The sequence below is a fragment of the Arenibacter algicola genome (genome assembly GCF_000733925.1).
Lineage (GTDB): Bacteria > Bacteroidota > Bacteroidia > Flavobacteriales > Flavobacteriaceae > Arenibacter > Arenibacter algicola.
The window spans coordinates 3108239-3123632 of the sequence record NZ_JPOO01000003.1 but is presented as its reverse complement, the minus strand read 5'-3'; the positions used below and the strand labels follow the sequence as shown (position 1 = coordinate 3123632).

Sequence of the window (15394 nt, the reverse complement as noted above, 5' to 3'; positions counted from 1 at the left end):
TAACCCTAGGAAAAAACCTTGGCACCGGTGCACAGGCAAGGTGAAGAAATGAGGAGAAAACCCTAAACAGCTCTCCTGTCCGGCCGTATTACTCCATAAAATATAATGCCAGATACTATTTTGCTTAATAAAGGAGGAAGTCCTCCTTCAATATTAGGGTATATTGGAAATATACAATGGATTTTAAGCGGATCAAATATTATCTGTGGCTGTAAATTTCTAGGCTGCCGACAATAGTATAACGCCTAAGGTTTTAACCCTTTTTAATCAAAGATTCGGTTTTAAGCACGTAAATACGACTTTCCTTTTCTTTAAAACCCAAACTTTTATATAGATTAATGGCTTCTATTCGCTTATCCGCGCTAAAAAGAAGGATTTCGGTAAGGCCTTTTTCCTTTCCCAATTCTACCAATTTCTCCATTAATTTTCGGCCTAAACCCTTACCCCGGTGTTCCACATCTACAACCACATCCTCAACCCAGCCCTTAAACCCCGATATAACGGTATAAGTGCACATCAAAGCCATTCCCAATACCTTATCACCTTCCTTACAATATACTAGGCAAATAGGATTTTCAGGGTCGAGCACCTGTTTCAGGTTCATCTGTTTTATATCCGCATTCAATTGGCGGAACAATCCGGCCAGTTGCTGTTCCATATCAGGGTTTACGTCAGATTCTTGTAGTAGGGCTATTTTCATGGTTTCATTTTTAAAATATTCCTTCTAAAACCTCAGTTTCAAAAGCTTGCAAATTTAAATAAACTTATTTATACCCAATTAATAACCCTCCTCTTTTTGGTAAACCTTAACGTAATCGACCATAAATACATCGGGGAAAATCGTTTTTAATATCTCTTCCTTTTTTCCCGGGTATTCCATGCTTAAGATCATATATTCCTCAATATTGGAGATTCCTACCGTAACCTCATAATATTTATACCCATCAACATAAAAAATATATCTGTCGGGAAACCATTCCAATCCAAAAGTATGAAACCACAAACTTACCCCTCTGCGGTAACTCTGCATTCCCTTGGTAGATTGCTGATAGGGCCCATAGGCCCAATGCACATTGTGCGATACTATATCGGTCCCCAATTTTTTAAAAAACTCCATTACATCTATTTCAGCCCCATATTTGGACGGATCCTCCCCTTGGCTTATCTGGGGGGATTGTAACCAAAATGCAGCCCAAACCCCCTGTGATTTTTGTAATTTGGCCCTACATTCGTAATAGCCATATTTGGACATAAACTTACCTTGGGTACCTACGGCACTGCCCAAGAGAGAGTCTCCTTTTTTAAGGGCATATAATTTTAGATATCCTTTTTCCACTTTTACCGCTTCCTCGGACACATAAGCTATGGCCCTTGGCCCCACTCCTCTTACGGTCCATTTTGTAGTATCCAAAGTTTTGCCCCTAAAGTTATCTTCCCATACCAATTTATAGCCCATTTTTTCGGGATTAAACCGCTTTTTGGACATAGGTCCCTGTGCTGGGCGTTGCGCAAAAGCAAATCCCAAAACAAACAGGAATAAAAATACAGGGGTTAACTTCATTTTAATGGATTTGTAACCGTCAAAGGTTATGCACAAAAGGTCTTCGGGTCTTATGTCTTTTCAACACTTTGTATATTGAAAAGAATATCCCCAACGTCAAAATTCAGCTTATTCAACATATCATTGTTGATTTGGACCAACAGCAAGATAATACAGCTGAATCGACATTATCTGGCAGATTCTATCAAAAACTGTTATAATATTAACCATAAAGAGATTTGTTTGGGTGTGTCCCTAAGGGCCGGGCTATCCGCTTCAAGTCCTCGGCCTGCAGCCTGTGGGCTTTTCACTGCTATCCCTCACACACCATAGCACTTGAATAGGCTTTTTTTACCATGAATCAGCGGCTTATAAAAAGGAATTACTATCTTACTTGTTCCAATAAAACCCAGTAAACCCACACCACCAAAATAACCGGATTATGACAGCACGTTTTCTAGTACTTACATCCCTTATGGTCTTTCTTTTGTCTTGCAAAGACCACCAAAAAACCAAGAAAAATGCAAACACAGAACAACTGACCGTTGTTTCACCCAAAGACTCGGTACCTTTTCCCTTCGAACTGACACATTTTCAAACCCCTGCAGAAAATCCTGTTTTTACCGGTACAGGTATGGATACCTGGGATCACAAAATTAGGGAAAGGGGGTATATCCTTAAAGAGGAGGGCACCTACCATATGTGGTATACCGGCCTTAATAACGAAAAGGAGCCCCTTGCCCTTGGCTATGCCACTTCTTTAGATGGTATTGCTTGGAAACGCTATAACAATAACCCTGTTTTTAATGAGAGTTGGACCGAGGACATGATGGTCATAAAGGTAGATGGCACCTATCATATGTTTGCCGAAGGCAAAAACGATATAGCCCATAGACTTACCTCCACAGATCGTATTCATTGGACAGACCGTGGTTCCCTGGACATACGCAATGCCGATGGCTCTCCTTTGAGTGAAGGTCCTTACGGCACCCCTACAGTTTGGAGGGAAAACAACATATGGTATTTGTTCTATGAGCGCAACGATTTGGGCATATGGCTCGCAACCTCCAAAGATCTAAAAGTATGGACCAATGCCCAGGATGAACCCGTCATAACCATGGGGCCCGAAGCGTACGATAAATACGGGGTGGCCGTAAACCAGATTATTAAATACAAGGGATGGTATTACGCCTATTACCATGGCACCCCATTTGAAGATTGGAGCCTATGGTCCACCAATGTTGCTGCCTCTAAGGACTTGTTACATTGGAAAAAATACCCACAAAATCCAATAATGGAGGAAAATAGATCCAGCGGAATCCTGGTGCCGGATGGGGACCTGTTTAGACTGTATACCATGCACGACAAGGTAGAGGTACATTTCCCCAAAAGCCCCGAAAAGAACTGAGTAAAGCTTCTTTCTCCTAGCGATTAACTGCCATATTTAGATGCTTGATGCTGTTTTGTCCAAAACTGTAAATCCCACTGCTTGGTCGGTTCTTGTTGTACCTGGACATCCGGATGAGCCATATTAGTTCGATATAAAACGTAACTAAATCTATGAAATACCAAAATTTTAACGCCTAGTCGACCAAAAACGGAACAAACCGACTACCTGGTCTATTTTGGGATGCAATCAACGCCCTGTATAATTGTGATTTATGTGCTTTTATTTATTAATCCAAGCATGATATAGGGGCAGTTCCTATTCTTAAGTGATATATTGGGCAAATGCCCTACAACCATACTCCTAAACTAAGCAACCCTCTAGATAGGCCTCAGTAAACTACCCCGTGCCAAACCATGAAGCATTGAAAGAACCCTTAGATTTCGACTCCTGCCTGAACTTACAGCGTCGGAGCACCTGCCTAAAGGCGGCAGGCAGGTTTTAATCTCGATTATCGAGTAAAATTTAAACAAAAAAAGTCCTGCGAGATCGTTACCGACACACTAAATAAATTTAGCGTTGGTTGATTGGGTGTCGATAAAACCTTGCAGGACTACAGTAAAGGTTGGTGGTTATTAAAAATACAAAGTATTGGTGGTTTACTTTGTTGTATATACCCAAGAGTTAATCCCTCTTCAGGCAATATTCGATTCCGCCCACCAAATGCTGACGGAAATTAAGATCGTCAAAAGCTTCCTCCGTATGTCCCAAGCCCGTATAAAAAGCTCGTCCGCCATCATACTCATGGTACCAAGCAATAGGGTGGTTATCACCATTCTTACCTCCCTCATAAGAGCTTTCATCCAATTTCATGAGTACATTAACTTCAGGATTAATATTTTTATAATTGTACCATTCATCAAAATGGGTCCAGATATCTGCCAAATGTTTCGTTGCCGGGTGGTTCCGGTCTACTACGTCTATCCTGGCCGTTTGTTGTTTGGGGTGACTCAAAAAATAGGCCCCCACTAATTTGTTGTACCATGGCCATTCATATTCCGTATCTGCCGCAGCATGAACGCCCATAAAACTTCCACCATCTTGTATATATTTCTCAAAGGCCGATTGTTGTTCGTTGCCCAATACATCCATAGTAGTACTTAAAAAGACCACCAATTTAAACTTTTTCAGATTTTCAAGATTAAATTGAAGAGAATCCTCGGTATGGGATACTGCAAAATTATTGGCTACCCCTAATTTTACGAAAGTGGCCACCCCCTTTTCTATGGACTTATGGCGAAACCCATTGGTCTTACTAAAAACCAATACCCTGTCCTTTGCCAAAATATTGGAGGAGATAATTTTTTCGGGTACTTTTACCGGTGCATTGTGTAAATTGGGGTTTATGGTAACTTCTTCTTGAATTTTGCTGCTACCGCATCCAATCATAACTACTAGTGCAAATAAGGCAATAGTACATTTATATAAGTGCATAAAAATTGTAGATTATCAATTTGAAGTTCTAAATATCTAAAATTTACGGTAACAAAACACAAAATTTATCATTATTTCCAAAATATGCCAGAGTTCTCACAATAATACCCCGTCTTGTTAGAAATAAAAATTTATAATTTTTTACTGCATGGAATAGGCTAGAATGGTAAACCTGAAAATATTGGTTAAAAAACAACACAACTAGCCATTGGCCAAGGACATCAGGTATTTTTTGGGAGTGGTACTATACTTTTTCTTGAAGGCAGCTATAAAGTGGCTGGAAGTACTATATCCCACCTTTAGTCCAACTTCATTAACATTGTGCTTGCCCGATTCCAGCATTTTACGGGCATATTCCATTTTGTAATCAAATAAAAAACTATACACAGAATCGCCATATATTTGCTTAAAGCCTTCCTTCAACTTCTTGAGACTTAATCCTATTTCTTCCGACAGATCCTGTAGACTAGGCGGTTCGGCCATTCTAGAAATTATTATTTCCTTGGCCTTCCGTATTCGCTTAACATTGTCCTCATCCACCAAAAATGGACACTGTTCCACATCGGCATCCTGACTTTTATTAAAATAGAGCGATATCAGTTCATAAACCTTTCCTTTTATATACAGTTCTTTAATGGAAGGGTGCAGGTTATAATTCATAACCTGGCTCAGCACTACGGCGATTGCAGGGGATACGGCCTCTTGGGAGTAATATTTCTTATCCTTATTGTCCGCACTTAAAAAAGGAATATAATCGGCCTCCTTGGAAAACAAGGAATGGAATTTACGGATGGTCATTATTATGGAGACCATCCAGGAATTGGAATTTAAAACAAGGTTAAGTGGTAAATCTACTTGGGTATTGTACAATAATAGTGAGTTATCTTCATTGACCTCCAAGGCATACCTTCCTTCATTGAATACAAACTTGGCACTACCCTTTAAACAGAAATGAAACTGAATAAAAGAACTGTCTATTTCGCGGGTAACCGTCTGGTTATGAATACCATCGTTCTGAATTTTCAACACATAGAACCCGTCTTCAATTAACACTTCCTCAAAAGACCCTTGAGCGATATTTTCTTCCTCCATATCGACATTATATTAAATTTATCTATTTAGAAACATTCTAAATTACCATTGGCGAGAATTCCCTTAACACCGCTAAAATATACTATTTCAAGGGTTTTAACACCCAAAACAGCGTTAAAAAACCACAAACGATATTAATTGTTCCTCTAGCGTTATTTTTATAAGTTTGATGCACTTATTTTTGTGGCGCTCTCAAGAGTACATATGAAAGATTATCATATTTCTAAACATAATTCATTTTATACCATAGGCCTTAACTACAAAAAGGCCGATGCCGAAGTGCGTGGTAAATTTAGCCTGGATGACAATGCCATTGATCGAATTTTGGAGCAGGCCAAACTGATAGGACTGGACGGTCTCTTGGTAACTTCTACCTGTAACCGTACCGAATTGCATGGTTTTGCCCAGCATCCCTACCAATTAATAAAATTATTGTGCGATAATACACATGGCACCGTAGAGGAGTTCCAGGAAGTGGCCTATGTATATAAAAATAACGACTCCATAAACCATCTATTTAGGATGGGTACAGGATTGGATAGCCAAATTTTAGGCGATTTCGAAATTATTAGTCAGTTACGACAAAGCTTCAATCGTTCAAAAAAGCAGGATATAGCCAACCCATTCTTGGAACGTTTGTGCAATTCCGTAATTCAAGCCAGTAAAAGAATAAAAAACGAAACCGATATTTCTTCTGGCGCCACCTCGGTAGCATTTGCTTCGGTTCAATACATCATAAATAACATTCCTGACATATCCGAAAAAAACATATTGTTATTCGGAACCGGGAAAATAGGCAGAAATACTTGTGAAAATTTAATTAAGCATACCAAAAATTCTCACATCACCCTTATCAACCGTACCAAGGACAAGGCGGAGCGAATAGCCGGCAAATTCAATCTAGTAGTCAAAAATTACGGAGACCTACAGACCGAAATCAGAAATACCGACGTGCTTATCGTAGCCACCGGTGCACAATCGCCCACCATTTCCAAAGAGTTGATCTACACTAAGAAGCCTTTGCTGATCTTGGACCTTTCAATACCAAAAAATGTATCAGACAATGTAACGGATTTGGAGAATGTTACCGTTATACATCTAGATCATTTATCCCAAATGACAGATGATACCTTGGAGAAAAGAAAAGAATCCGTGCCCCAGGCAGAAGCAATTATTGAAGAAGTAAAAGAAGAATTCATAAAATGGTTGGAAACTAGAAAGTTTGCTCCAGTTATTAAGGCGCTTAAGAAAAAATTGAAGACCATGAAGGATGAGGAATTGGATTTCCAAAGCAAAAAGCTTTCAGATTTCAATTCCGTACAGGCCGATATTATCTCTGAACGTATTATTCAGAAAATTACCAAACAGTTTGCCAATCACCTTAAAGATACCGAAATAGATTCCGATACCAGTTTAGAGCTTATACAACGAGTTTTTCAACTAGAATTGGAGACTAAATGAGTAAAATAATACGCATTGGTACCCGAGATAGTCAGTTGGCCCTATGGCAAGCACATACTGTTCGGGATCAATTGGAAGCCCTTGGCTATAAGACCCAAATAATTTCTGTTAAATCTACCGGGGACCTGCTTTTGGACAAGCCCTTGTACGAGTTGGGTATCACCGGAATATTTACCAAAACTTTGGATATCGCCATGATCAATGGCAAGGTTGACATTGCGGTGCATTCCATGAAAGATGTACCAACGAGACTACCTAAGGGAATTGTTCAAAGTGCTGTACTACCCAGGGCAAATACCCAAGATATTCTAGTCTATAAAGATTTGGATTTTTTAAACTCCAAGGGCACTATTGCCACTGGAAGCTTGCGAAGACAGGCCCAGTGGTTAAATAAGCACCCTTCCCATAAGGTGGTAGACCTCAGGGGAAACGTTAACACCCGACTTCAAAAACTTCAGGACAATCCTTGGAACGGAGCCATATTTGCCAAGGCAGGTCTGGAGCGCATAGAAGTACTGCCCCAGAACCATATAGACTTGGACTGGATGGTTCCAGCCCCGGCTCAGGGAGCTATGGTTGTAGTTAGTATGGAAAACGATGCGTTTTCAACAGAAGCCGTCCACAAGTTGAACCATTCTGCTACGGATATATGTACCCATGTGGAAAGGGAGTTTCTGCAAGTATTGGAAGGGGGTTGCACCGCACCCATTGGCGCCTTGGCCAACATAGAAAAGGACAAGCTCCATTTTGAAGGTATATTGTTATCCTTGGACGGGACACAGAAATTATCGATCAAAAAATCGATTTCATCCCAAGATTATACCGACTTTGGAAAACTGTGCGCCCTAGAAATATTGAACAATGGTGGTACGGAAATGATGAAGAAGATTAAAAAGGAACTGGCCTAACCCTGCTCGGCAACTAGAAACCTAAGCACCATGAGCATGACCATTCTATCCACTAAAATCCTTACCTCCTCCCAAAAATCTATCCTCACCAATGCCGATATCAAAGTTGAAGAATATGATGCTATTACGATTGACTACCTAACGACACCAATAGACCCAAATTTCAAAAATATTATATTCACAAGTCAGAATACCGTTAAGGCCTTTTTACAAACAATGGGCGCGCAAAACGTCAAAAAAGCTAATTATTCAGCATTTTGCGTAGGCGAAAAAACAAAGTCGGTTTTGGAAAAAAATGACATAAATGTCCTGAAAATGACCAATTATGGAGCAGAACTGGCAAAAATTTTAGTAAATCAGTATCCAAATGAATCTTTTTTATTCTTGTGCGGTGACAAACGACGGAATGAAATTCCCTCCTTGCTAACAAAACATAAAGTAACATTTAAGGAACAGATAGTATACCAAAATAATCCAAATCCCATTACCTTTAGCACCGATTTTGATGGTATACTTTTTTTTAGCCCTAGTGGTATAGAAAGCTATACGGCCAAGAATAATATAAAAAATAGCGTTGCTTTTTGCATTGGCACCACCACTGCCTTTGAAGCTCAAAAGCACGTCAAAAGGATTATCATTGCCCAAAAACCAACGATAGAAAGTGTCTTGGAAAAGACCGTAGAATACAGTAGGACTAACATAAATTAAATATAGCCTATTTAACGGAGAACCTTGTTGAATCAATCAAAGGGAATACGTTAAATTAATTAGGCAATAATTACAGCTATAAATTATGAGTTTAAAAAACGATTTATTCTTAAGAGCATTAAAAGGAGAAACCGTAGAGCGCCCTCCAGTTTGGATGATGCGCCAAGCAGGAAGATATTTGCCTGAATTTATGGCCATACGGGAGAAATACGACTTCTTTACCCGTTGTAGGACCCCTGAACTGGCCAGTGAAATTACGGTTCAGCCCATACGCAGATACGGCATGGACGCCGCTATTTTGTTCAGCGATATTCTGGTAATTCCCCAGGCCATGAATATAGAGGTACAAATGAAGCCCAATTTTGGACCATATCTGCCGAAGCCCGTACATGATCAAAAAGGAGTAGATGAAGTTATAGTCCCGGACGTAAACGTGGAACTGGATTATGTTATGCAGGCCATTAAGGCAACCAAAGAGCTGTTGAACAACGACATCCCCTTGATCGGTTTCGCCGGTTCCCCATGGACCATCCTTTGCTATGTAGTTCAAGGACAGGGGAGCAAGACCTTTGATAAGGCCAAGGAGTTTTGTTTTACCAATCCAGTGGCCGCTCATCAGCTACTTCAAAAAATCACAGATACTACCATCGCCTATCTAAAGGCAAAGGTAAAAGCAGGCGTAAATGCCGTGCAGGTTTTCGATTCTTGGGGAGGCATGTTATCCCCAGTAGATTACCAAGAATTTTCATTTCAATATATACAACAGATTATAGATGCCCTTAAAGACGAGGCTCCAGTAATTGTTTTTGGAAAGGGATGCTGGTTCGCGTTGGGCGATATGGCCAAATCTGGTGCCGCTGCCCTTGGTGTGGACTGGACCTGTTCCGCAAGAAATGCCCGCTACCTTTCCGGTGGTAATATTACCCTGCAAGGTAATTTTGATCCTGCCAGATTGCTTTCGCCCCCAGCAGTCATCAAAAAAATGGTCACTCAAATGATCAATGAATTTGGAAAGGATAAATATGTGGTGAATCTTGGACATGGAATCTTGCCCAATGTACCCTTGGACAATGCCAAGGCCTTTATAGATGCGGTAAAAGAGTACGGTCAAAAATAATAGGGGCGTATCCCTTTCTTCCCCTTTTCAGGGCAAAAAGGGTCGCGCTTTCCGTTATATCTTTTATTTTTATGGAACGGTTGTATTGTTTATTAAGGGCTCTAAACTGGGGATCTCAAAATATTCCAAAAAATAAAAGGATATCACTGCAATCGCTTACGCAAAACCAAAAGTATGATTAAAAATATACTTAGTGGTATAAAAGCCTATTCGGGCACTTTGAAGATTATCTCCCAATTGGGACTATGGAAGTATTTTTGGGCTCCCATCTTCATTAGTTTGGCAACAGCAATCCTCATTTTTTCATCGGCCTATGCCTTATCCGATGATATTGGCGGATTTCTTTCACAATGGTGGGTATGGGATTGGGGAAAACACACTGTAAGTGGAATTAGCAGTGTTTTCGGCGGAATTCTAATAATTGTATTGGGCTTCATCCTTTACAAACACATTGTTTTAGCCCTATCTGCACCTTTTATGAGCCCGGTATCCGAAACAATAGAAGCCCATTTATTGGGAAACCTTGCGCAAAACCATAGAGACACCAATTTTATGGAACAGCTCTGGCGCGGAATCCGTATCAACCTAAGAAATTTAGGTATGGAAATCCTGTTGACCATTCCTATATTATTGATCGGTCTAATTCCAGTAATAGGATTGGCATCAACGATTCTACTATTTCTGGTTCAAGGGTTTTATGCAGGATTTGGCAATATGGATTATACTTTGGAGCGACATTTTAAGTATAGTGAAAGTATAAACTTTGTCAGCAGAAACAAAGGTGTTGCCATTGGCAATGGCATTGTATTTATGCTCTTTCTCTTTATCCCCGTAATCGGGGTAATCTTGGTTCTGCCTTTATCCGTAACGGCTGCCACTGTTAAGACGGTAGAACTTTTGAAATTGGAAAGAGAAATTGGCTGATACGAGACCTGCAAGGTTTCCAAAACCCAGGACGCGCCAGGTTGAGAGGAGGCAAGACCTGCAAGGTTTTAAAAACCTTGTTGGTCTAAAAACATGAAACGGAGAAAATGATGATCGGTAGATAGCAAAGGAACAAAACCTACAAGGTCGCCAAGACCTTGCAGGTTAGGCAATCAACAGGACGAAGCACATGACCCGCCAGGTTGAGAGGAGGCAAGACCTGCAAGGTTTAAAAAAAAGAAAAGCAAAAATATGAAAGATAAATTTTACGCATACATTCAACAACTGCAAGATACAATAACAGCAAAATTGGAAGCGGTGGATGGTCTAGCCAAATTCAAAGAAGACCTTTGGGAAAGACCAGAAGGGGGAGGTGGACGATCCAGGGTTATAGAAAATGGTGCTGTTTTTGAAAAAGGCGGTGTAAACATCTCTGCCGTTCATGGCGCCCTGCCAAAAAGCATGCAAAACTATTTTGGGGTACAGGATGCCGATTTTTTTGCCTGTGGCCTAAGCCTTGTTATTCACCCAAAAAATCCAATGGTGCCAACCGTACATGCCAATTGGCGCTATTTTGAAATGTACGATAAGCAAGGTCAATTGGTGGACCAGTGGTTTGGTGGCGGACAAGATCTTACCCCTTACTACCTGTTTGATGAGGATGCCAGCCATTTTCATAAGGTTTGCAAGGATGCATGTGACAAACATAATCCAGATTTTTATAATACCTATAAGACAAAGTGCGACGATTATTTCTGGAACACCCATAGGAATGAGGCTCGGGGTGTCGGTGGCCTATTTTACGACTATTGCAAAGCCACCGATAAGATGAGTATGGAAGATTGGTATAATTTTGAAACGGAAGTGGGCAATAGCTTCTTGGAAGCCTATGTGCCAATCGTTAAGAAAAGAAAGGACTTGCCCTACTCCAAAGAACAAAGGGATTGGCAGGAAATCCGTCGTGGACGTTATGTAGAGTTTAACTTGGTTCATGACAAGGGAACCTTGTTCGGGCTTAAGACCAATGGCAGAATAGAAAGTATCCTTATGAGCCTACCTCCACATGTTCAGTGGGTTTATGACCATCATCCGGATAAGGGAAGTGAAGAAGAGCGTTTGCTAAAGGTATTGGAAAAGCCCAAAGACTGGGTATAACATAGCTAAACAAAGTACTATGGGCAAAAAAGGCAAGGAAAAAAATACGGTCAACAAGGCAAAACACACCAAACTCCTCAACCGAAAAAAGAACAAACTCAAAAAAGAGAAGGAAACCCAGAAAGAGCGACTAAAGACCATTATGGCCAATCATCGGGAACAAAAAAAGAACGAGGAAAAGAAGTAGCTAATTTTAATACCAACGTCTTAGACCAAAAATAATTTATTAAAGAAAAAACATGAATTGCCCCTGTGGATCCCATAAGCCCTATGCCGATTGCTGCGGTAAGGCACATAAAGACATTTCAACCGCAACCACTGCAGAACAGTTGATGCGTTCCCGGTATTCCGCCTTTGTATTGGGCAATGGTAATTACTTGATGGATAGTCACCACAGCTCTACCAGGCCTGTTAAGGAAAAGAAAGCTATTGAAGCTTGGGCCAAATCTGTCAGTTGGATCAGGTTGGAAGTTTTGGACAGGGAAAAGGGAGAAATAAACGACCAAAATGGCACTGTTACCTTTAACGCATATTTTTTTGAAAATGGCAAGGTGGATGTCATTCATGAAAAGTCGGAATTCGTAAAGGAAAAAGGCCTTTGGATGTATTTGGGCCTAGCGAAATAATAACAGGATTAACCAATTCAATTTATAAAATTTAGGACTTGTTCCTTTATCTTTGAATTTCAAAATAATCATAAAATGTACCCACTTAGAAGAAATAGAAGACTACGCTCCAATGAGGCCATTAGATCTCTGGTCCGTGAAACCATTATCTCGCCGAACGACTTTTTAGTGCCACTTTTTGTTGTTGAAGGTAAAGGGGTCAAGGAAGAAATTGCATCCATGCCCAATTATTACCGATATAGCTTGGATCTCTTGGAAAAGGAAGTAAAAGAACTTTGGGCCATGGGCCTTAAATCTGTGCTACTCTTTGTTAAGGTCCCGGACCATTTAAAGGACAATAAGGGCAAGGAAGCAGTAAATCCCAAGGGCCTAATGCAAAGGGCCATTAAAACAGTTAAAAATACCTGTCCAGACATGTTGGTTATGACCGACGTGGCCTTGGACCCTTATTCCTCCTATGGCCATGATGGAATTGTAGAGGACGGACAGATCGTAAATGACGATACCGTGGAGGTTTTGGCCAGTATGAGCGTGAGCCATGCGGAAGCCGGGGCCGATTTTGTAGCGCCCAGCGATATGATGGACGGTAGAATTCTAAGTATAAGGGAGGCCTTGGAAGACGAAGGGTTTATAGATACGGGTATCATGAGCTACAGCGCAAAATATGCCAGTGCTTTCTACGGTCCCTTCAGGGATGCCTTGGACTCGGCTCCAGGTTTTGGGGATAAAAAGACCTATCAAATGGATTATGCCAATAGGTTTGAAGCTATTAAGGAAACTGAAATGGATATTGATGAGGGTGCAGATATCGTTATGGTAAAGCCCGGCCTTTGCTATTTGGATATTGTAAGGGAAATAAAAAATGAGGTGGATGTTCCTGTAGCGGTATACCAGGTATCAGGTGAATATGCCATGGTAAAGGCCGCAGCCGAAAAAGGTTGGCTGGATCACGATGCGGTAATGATGGAGCAGCTGACGGCCATTAAAAGGGCCGGAGCCAATATTATTGCCAGTTACTTTGCCAAGGATGTAGTCCGTGTATTGGGATAAAACAGGGTCCACAACATTTCACCTAAAGCCTTGCCAAATGCTATTTTAGCGCTTAATTTATGTCATTGCCATATGAAAGATTTTCTTTTTATACTTATCGTTCTTTTTATGACCCCTTTACAGTCCCAAGACATAGTTATTCCCGCCTTTTTGGAAAAATGGGAGAATTCCAAATCCTATTTGGTTGCCATTGCGGAGGCCATGCCGCAAGAGAAATATGATTTTAAACCCACTGAAAGACAAAAAGATTTTCAAGATCAATTGCTACACATAAAAAGCAATATGGATTGGTTAAGCAGCACCTATTTTGGCAGGCAATTAAGCGAGACGGGCAGTGGCAACAATTCCCCATTAACAAAAAGAGAAACCATAAAATTATTGGTTGATGGATTTGATGGGGTTAGCGCTATTTTGAAAAACACTTCTGCCGATGTACTTTCGGAAAAGGTTGAATTTTTTGCAGGTGAAAAAACCAAATTACAGATTTTAAATCTGTTACAGGACCATGTGACCCACCATCGGGGACAATTAATTGTATATTTAAATCTCAATAATATTGAACCCCCAAAATATGTGGGTTGGTAACCGATTCGCTATGAAAAAACGTAATTATACCGCTATTATACTGTTAAGTATAATTTTTAATACACAACTTTTATCCGCACAATCACCCAATCCTGAGGCACTTAGCTATGAAAATCCCTCCGCTGTAGGCATGGATTCATTGTTCATCCACTCCAAGGTAGATTCCATAATGACCTTTGCCATTAAAGAGGAAGCCTTCCCAGGAGCACAGGTCTTGGTAGCCAAAAATAGCAAGATCATTTTTCATAAGGCCTATGGATTTCATACCTATGACAGTGTGCAGCCCGTTAGCCTAACGGATATCTATGACCTGGCATCCGTAACCAAGATAATGGGGCCGCTACCAGCCTTGATGAAACTACATGATGAAGGAAAGCTGGATCTGGATGCGCCATTTAGCACCTTATGGCCTAAATGGAAAAATAGAAAGGATAAAAAGAAGCTGACCATAAGGGAAGTTTTTGCGCATCAGGCGGGATTGGTACCTTACATAATTTTCCTTCAAGAGGTGATGAAGAAAAATGGTTCCGTAAAAAATCGTTTTGTACGTCACGAACCTAGTCGTCGATTTAATACCAAAGCCTATGATAATATTTATATCAAGGATCGGTTTAGGAACAAAATATACCGAAAGATCAACAGCTCCAAAGTATCCGACATTAAAAAATACAAATATTCCGGACTTACGTTTTTGCTATATCCGGAAATCATTTCAAAATTTACCAATACGGATTACGAAACCTATGTAACCCAAGACTTTTATGCTCCTATAGGGGCAACTACAATGGGATTCAATCCCAAAACCAAAAACTATCAAAATAATATAGTCCCCACGGAAATAGACACTTTATTTAGACATGAACTTACTAAGGATTGGGTTCATGATGAAAACGCTGCCCTATTGGGAGGGGTTTCTGGAAACGCTGGACTATTTGCATCGGCAACAGATTTGGCGAAAATAATGCAGATGTACATGAAATATGGCAGTTACGACGGTAAACGGTATTTGTCCGAAGCCACGGTGAAGGAATTTACTAAAGTACAATATCCGGAAAACGAAAACAGAAGAGGTCTAATATTCGACAAGCCCGATCTAAACAACCATGAGCTCACTCTGGCCGATTCCTATCCTGCACCAAGTGCCAGTCCGGACAGTTTTGGACATAGCGGGTTTACAGGAACCTTTGTTTGGGCAGATCCCAAAACTCAATTGGTTTACATATTTCTGTCCAACCGGGTATACCCCAGCAGGGCACATGCCAATATTTATAAATACAATATCCGCTCCGCGGTACAGCAAGTATTTTACGACGCCATTATCGATTGAGTTAAGAAATTCTATTTTAA

General features: G+C 40.5%; 16 protein-coding genes. 12 read left to right on the top strand and 4 right to left on the bottom strand.

What is annotated here, in order from left to right; genetic code table 11:
- Positions 1 to 253 precede the first annotated feature (253 nt).
- Together U735_RS0124020 and U735_RS0124015 are read right to left on the bottom strand one after the other, a co-directional pair.
- Complete coding sequence (locus U735_RS0124020; protein ID WP_031446255.1) at positions 254 to 700, bottom strand: GNAT family N-acetyltransferase; 447 nt, start codon at positions 698 to 700, stop codon at positions 254 to 256.
- Positions 701 to 778: 78 nt separating this feature from the next.
- A complete protein-coding gene (locus U735_RS0124015; protein WP_031446254.1) occupies positions 779 to 1561 on the bottom strand; it encodes a glycoside hydrolase family 16 protein in 783 nt (260 codons plus the stop codon).
- A 421-nt stretch (positions 1562 to 1982) separates the two neighbouring features.
- Here U735_RS0124015 and U735_RS0124010 point away from each other — a divergent pair, with 421 nt between their 5' ends.
- Entirely contained in the window at positions 1983 to 2948 is a 966-nt protein-coding gene (locus U735_RS0124010) for a glycoside hydrolase family protein (protein ID WP_034248727.1), read from the top strand.
- Positions 2949 to 3611: 663 nt separating this feature from the next.
- On the opposite strand, the gene U735_RS0124005 is transcribed toward U735_RS0124010, so the two are convergent.
- Positions 3612 to 4421: a ThuA domain-containing protein gene (locus U735_RS0124005; protein ID WP_034248725.1), complete on the bottom strand. Its 810-nt coding sequence runs from the start codon at positions 4419 to 4421 to the stop codon at positions 3612 to 3614.
- Positions 4422 to 4622: 201 nt separating this feature from the next.
- The gene (locus U735_RS0124000) at positions 4623 to 5513 is read right to left on the bottom strand and encodes a helix-turn-helix domain-containing protein (RefSeq protein WP_031446251.1); all 891 of its coding nucleotides are present in this window, start codon (positions 5511 to 5513) and stop codon (positions 4623 to 4625) included.
- 204 nt (positions 5514 to 5717) lie between these two features.
- Here U735_RS0124000 and hemA point away from each other — a divergent pair, with 204 nt between their 5' ends.
- The 11 genes from hemA to U735_RS0123945 all read left to right on the top strand — a co-directional run bounded on the left by hemA (position 5718) and on the right by U735_RS0123945 (position 15374).
- On the top strand, positions 5718 to 6974 hold the full coding sequence (gene hemA / locus U735_RS0123995) for a glutamyl-tRNA reductase (protein WP_031446250.1): 1257 nt from the start codon (positions 5718 to 5720) through the stop codon (positions 6972 to 6974).
- Entirely contained in the window at positions 6971 to 7882 is a 912-nt protein-coding gene (gene hemC / locus U735_RS0123990) for a hydroxymethylbilane synthase (protein WP_031446249.1), read from the top strand. The genes hemA and hemC overlap by 4 nt, the downstream gene beginning before the upstream one ends.
- A 30-nt stretch (positions 7883 to 7912) precedes the next feature.
- Complete coding sequence (locus U735_RS0123985; RefSeq protein WP_031446248.1) at positions 7913 to 8590, top strand: uroporphyrinogen-III synthase; 678 nt, start codon at positions 7913 to 7915, stop codon at positions 8588 to 8590.
- An 85-nt stretch (positions 8591 to 8675) separates the two neighbouring features.
- Positions 8676 to 9707, top strand: a complete 1032-nt coding sequence (gene hemE / locus U735_RS0123980; RefSeq protein WP_031446247.1) for a uroporphyrinogen decarboxylase — start codon at positions 8676 to 8678, stop codon at positions 9705 to 9707.
- A 174-nt stretch (positions 9708 to 9881) separates the two neighbouring features.
- Positions 9882 to 10631, top strand: coding sequence for an EI24 domain-containing protein (locus U735_RS0123975; RefSeq protein WP_031446246.1), 750 nt, complete (start codon positions 9882 to 9884; stop codon positions 10629 to 10631).
- Between the two features lie 252 nt (positions 10632 to 10883).
- Positions 10884 to 11786 carry an oxygen-dependent coproporphyrinogen oxidase gene (gene hemF / locus U735_RS0123970; protein ID WP_031446245.1) on the top strand — a complete coding sequence of 301 codons (903 nt, stop codon included), beginning with the start codon at positions 10884 to 10886 and terminating at the stop codon, positions 11784 to 11786.
- Between the two features lie 19 nt (positions 11787 to 11805).
- On the top strand, positions 11806 to 11973 hold the full coding sequence (locus tag U735_RS25840) for a hypothetical protein (protein WP_180994006.1): 168 nt from the start codon (positions 11806 to 11808) through the stop codon (positions 11971 to 11973).
- A 52-nt stretch (positions 11974 to 12025) separates the two neighbouring features.
- Entirely contained in the window at positions 12026 to 12412 is a 387-nt protein-coding gene (locus U735_RS0123960; RefSeq protein WP_031446244.1) for a YchJ family protein, read from the top strand.
- Positions 12413 to 12487: 75 nt separating this feature from the next.
- The gene (gene hemB, locus U735_RS0123955) at positions 12488 to 13462 is read left to right on the top strand and encodes a porphobilinogen synthase (RefSeq protein ID WP_031446243.1); all 975 of its coding nucleotides are present in this window, start codon (positions 12488 to 12490) and stop codon (positions 13460 to 13462) included.
- Between the two features lie 72 nt (positions 13463 to 13534).
- Positions 13535 to 14047: a DinB family protein gene (locus tag U735_RS0123950; protein WP_031446242.1), complete on the top strand. Its 513-nt coding sequence runs from the start codon at positions 13535 to 13537 to the stop codon at positions 14045 to 14047.
- Positions 14048 to 14057: 10 nt separating this feature from the next.
- Positions 14058 to 15374 (top strand): serine hydrolase domain-containing protein, encoded by a 1317-nt coding sequence (locus U735_RS0123945; RefSeq protein WP_034248904.1) that lies wholly within the window; start codon positions 14058 to 14060, stop codon positions 15372 to 15374.
- Positions 15375 to 15394: the final 20 nt, after the last annotated feature.

Coding starts and splice junctions, on each gene's coding strand:
- U735_RS0124020 (WP_031446255.1), bottom strand. CDS start 700: ATGAAAATAGCCCTACTACAAGAATCTGACGTAAACCCTGATATGGAA.
- U735_RS0124015 (WP_031446254.1), bottom strand. CDS start 1,561: ATGAAGTTAACCCCTGTATTTTTATTCCTGTTTGTTTTGGGATTTGCT.
- U735_RS0124010 (WP_034248727.1), top strand. CDS start 1,983: ATGACAGCACGTTTTCTAGTACTTACATCCCTTATGGTCTTTCTTTTG.
- U735_RS0124005 (WP_034248725.1), bottom strand. CDS start 4,421: ATGCACTTATATAAATGTACTATTGCCTTATTTGCACTAGTAGTTATG.
- U735_RS0124000 (WP_031446251.1), bottom strand. CDS start 5,513: ATGGAGGAAGAAAATATCGCTCAAGGGTCTTTTGAGGAAGTGTTAATT.
- hemA (WP_031446250.1), top strand. CDS start 5,718: ATGAAAGATTATCATATTTCTAAACATAATTCATTTTATACCATAGGC.
- hemC (WP_031446249.1), top strand. CDS start 6,971: ATGAGTAAAATAATACGCATTGGTACCCGAGATAGTCAGTTGGCCCTA.
- U735_RS0123985 (WP_031446248.1), top strand. CDS start 7,913: ATGAGCATGACCATTCTATCCACTAAAATCCTTACCTCCTCCCAAAAA.
- hemE (WP_031446247.1), top strand. CDS start 8,676: ATGAGTTTAAAAAACGATTTATTCTTAAGAGCATTAAAAGGAGAAACC.
- U735_RS0123975 (WP_031446246.1), top strand. CDS start 9,882: ATGATTAAAAATATACTTAGTGGTATAAAAGCCTATTCGGGCACTTTG.
- hemF (WP_031446245.1), top strand. CDS start 10,884: ATGAAAGATAAATTTTACGCATACATTCAACAACTGCAAGATACAATA.
- U735_RS25840 (WP_180994006.1), top strand. CDS start 11,806: ATGGGCAAAAAAGGCAAGGAAAAAAATACGGTCAACAAGGCAAAACAC.
- U735_RS0123960 (WP_031446244.1), top strand. CDS start 12,026: ATGAATTGCCCCTGTGGATCCCATAAGCCCTATGCCGATTGCTGCGGT.
- hemB (WP_031446243.1), top strand. CDS start 12,488: ATGTACCCACTTAGAAGAAATAGAAGACTACGCTCCAATGAGGCCATT.
- U735_RS0123950 (WP_031446242.1), top strand. CDS start 13,535: ATGAAAGATTTTCTTTTTATACTTATCGTTCTTTTTATGACCCCTTTA.
- U735_RS0123945 (WP_034248904.1), top strand. CDS start 14,058: ATGAAAAAACGTAATTATACCGCTATTATACTGTTAAGTATAATTTTT.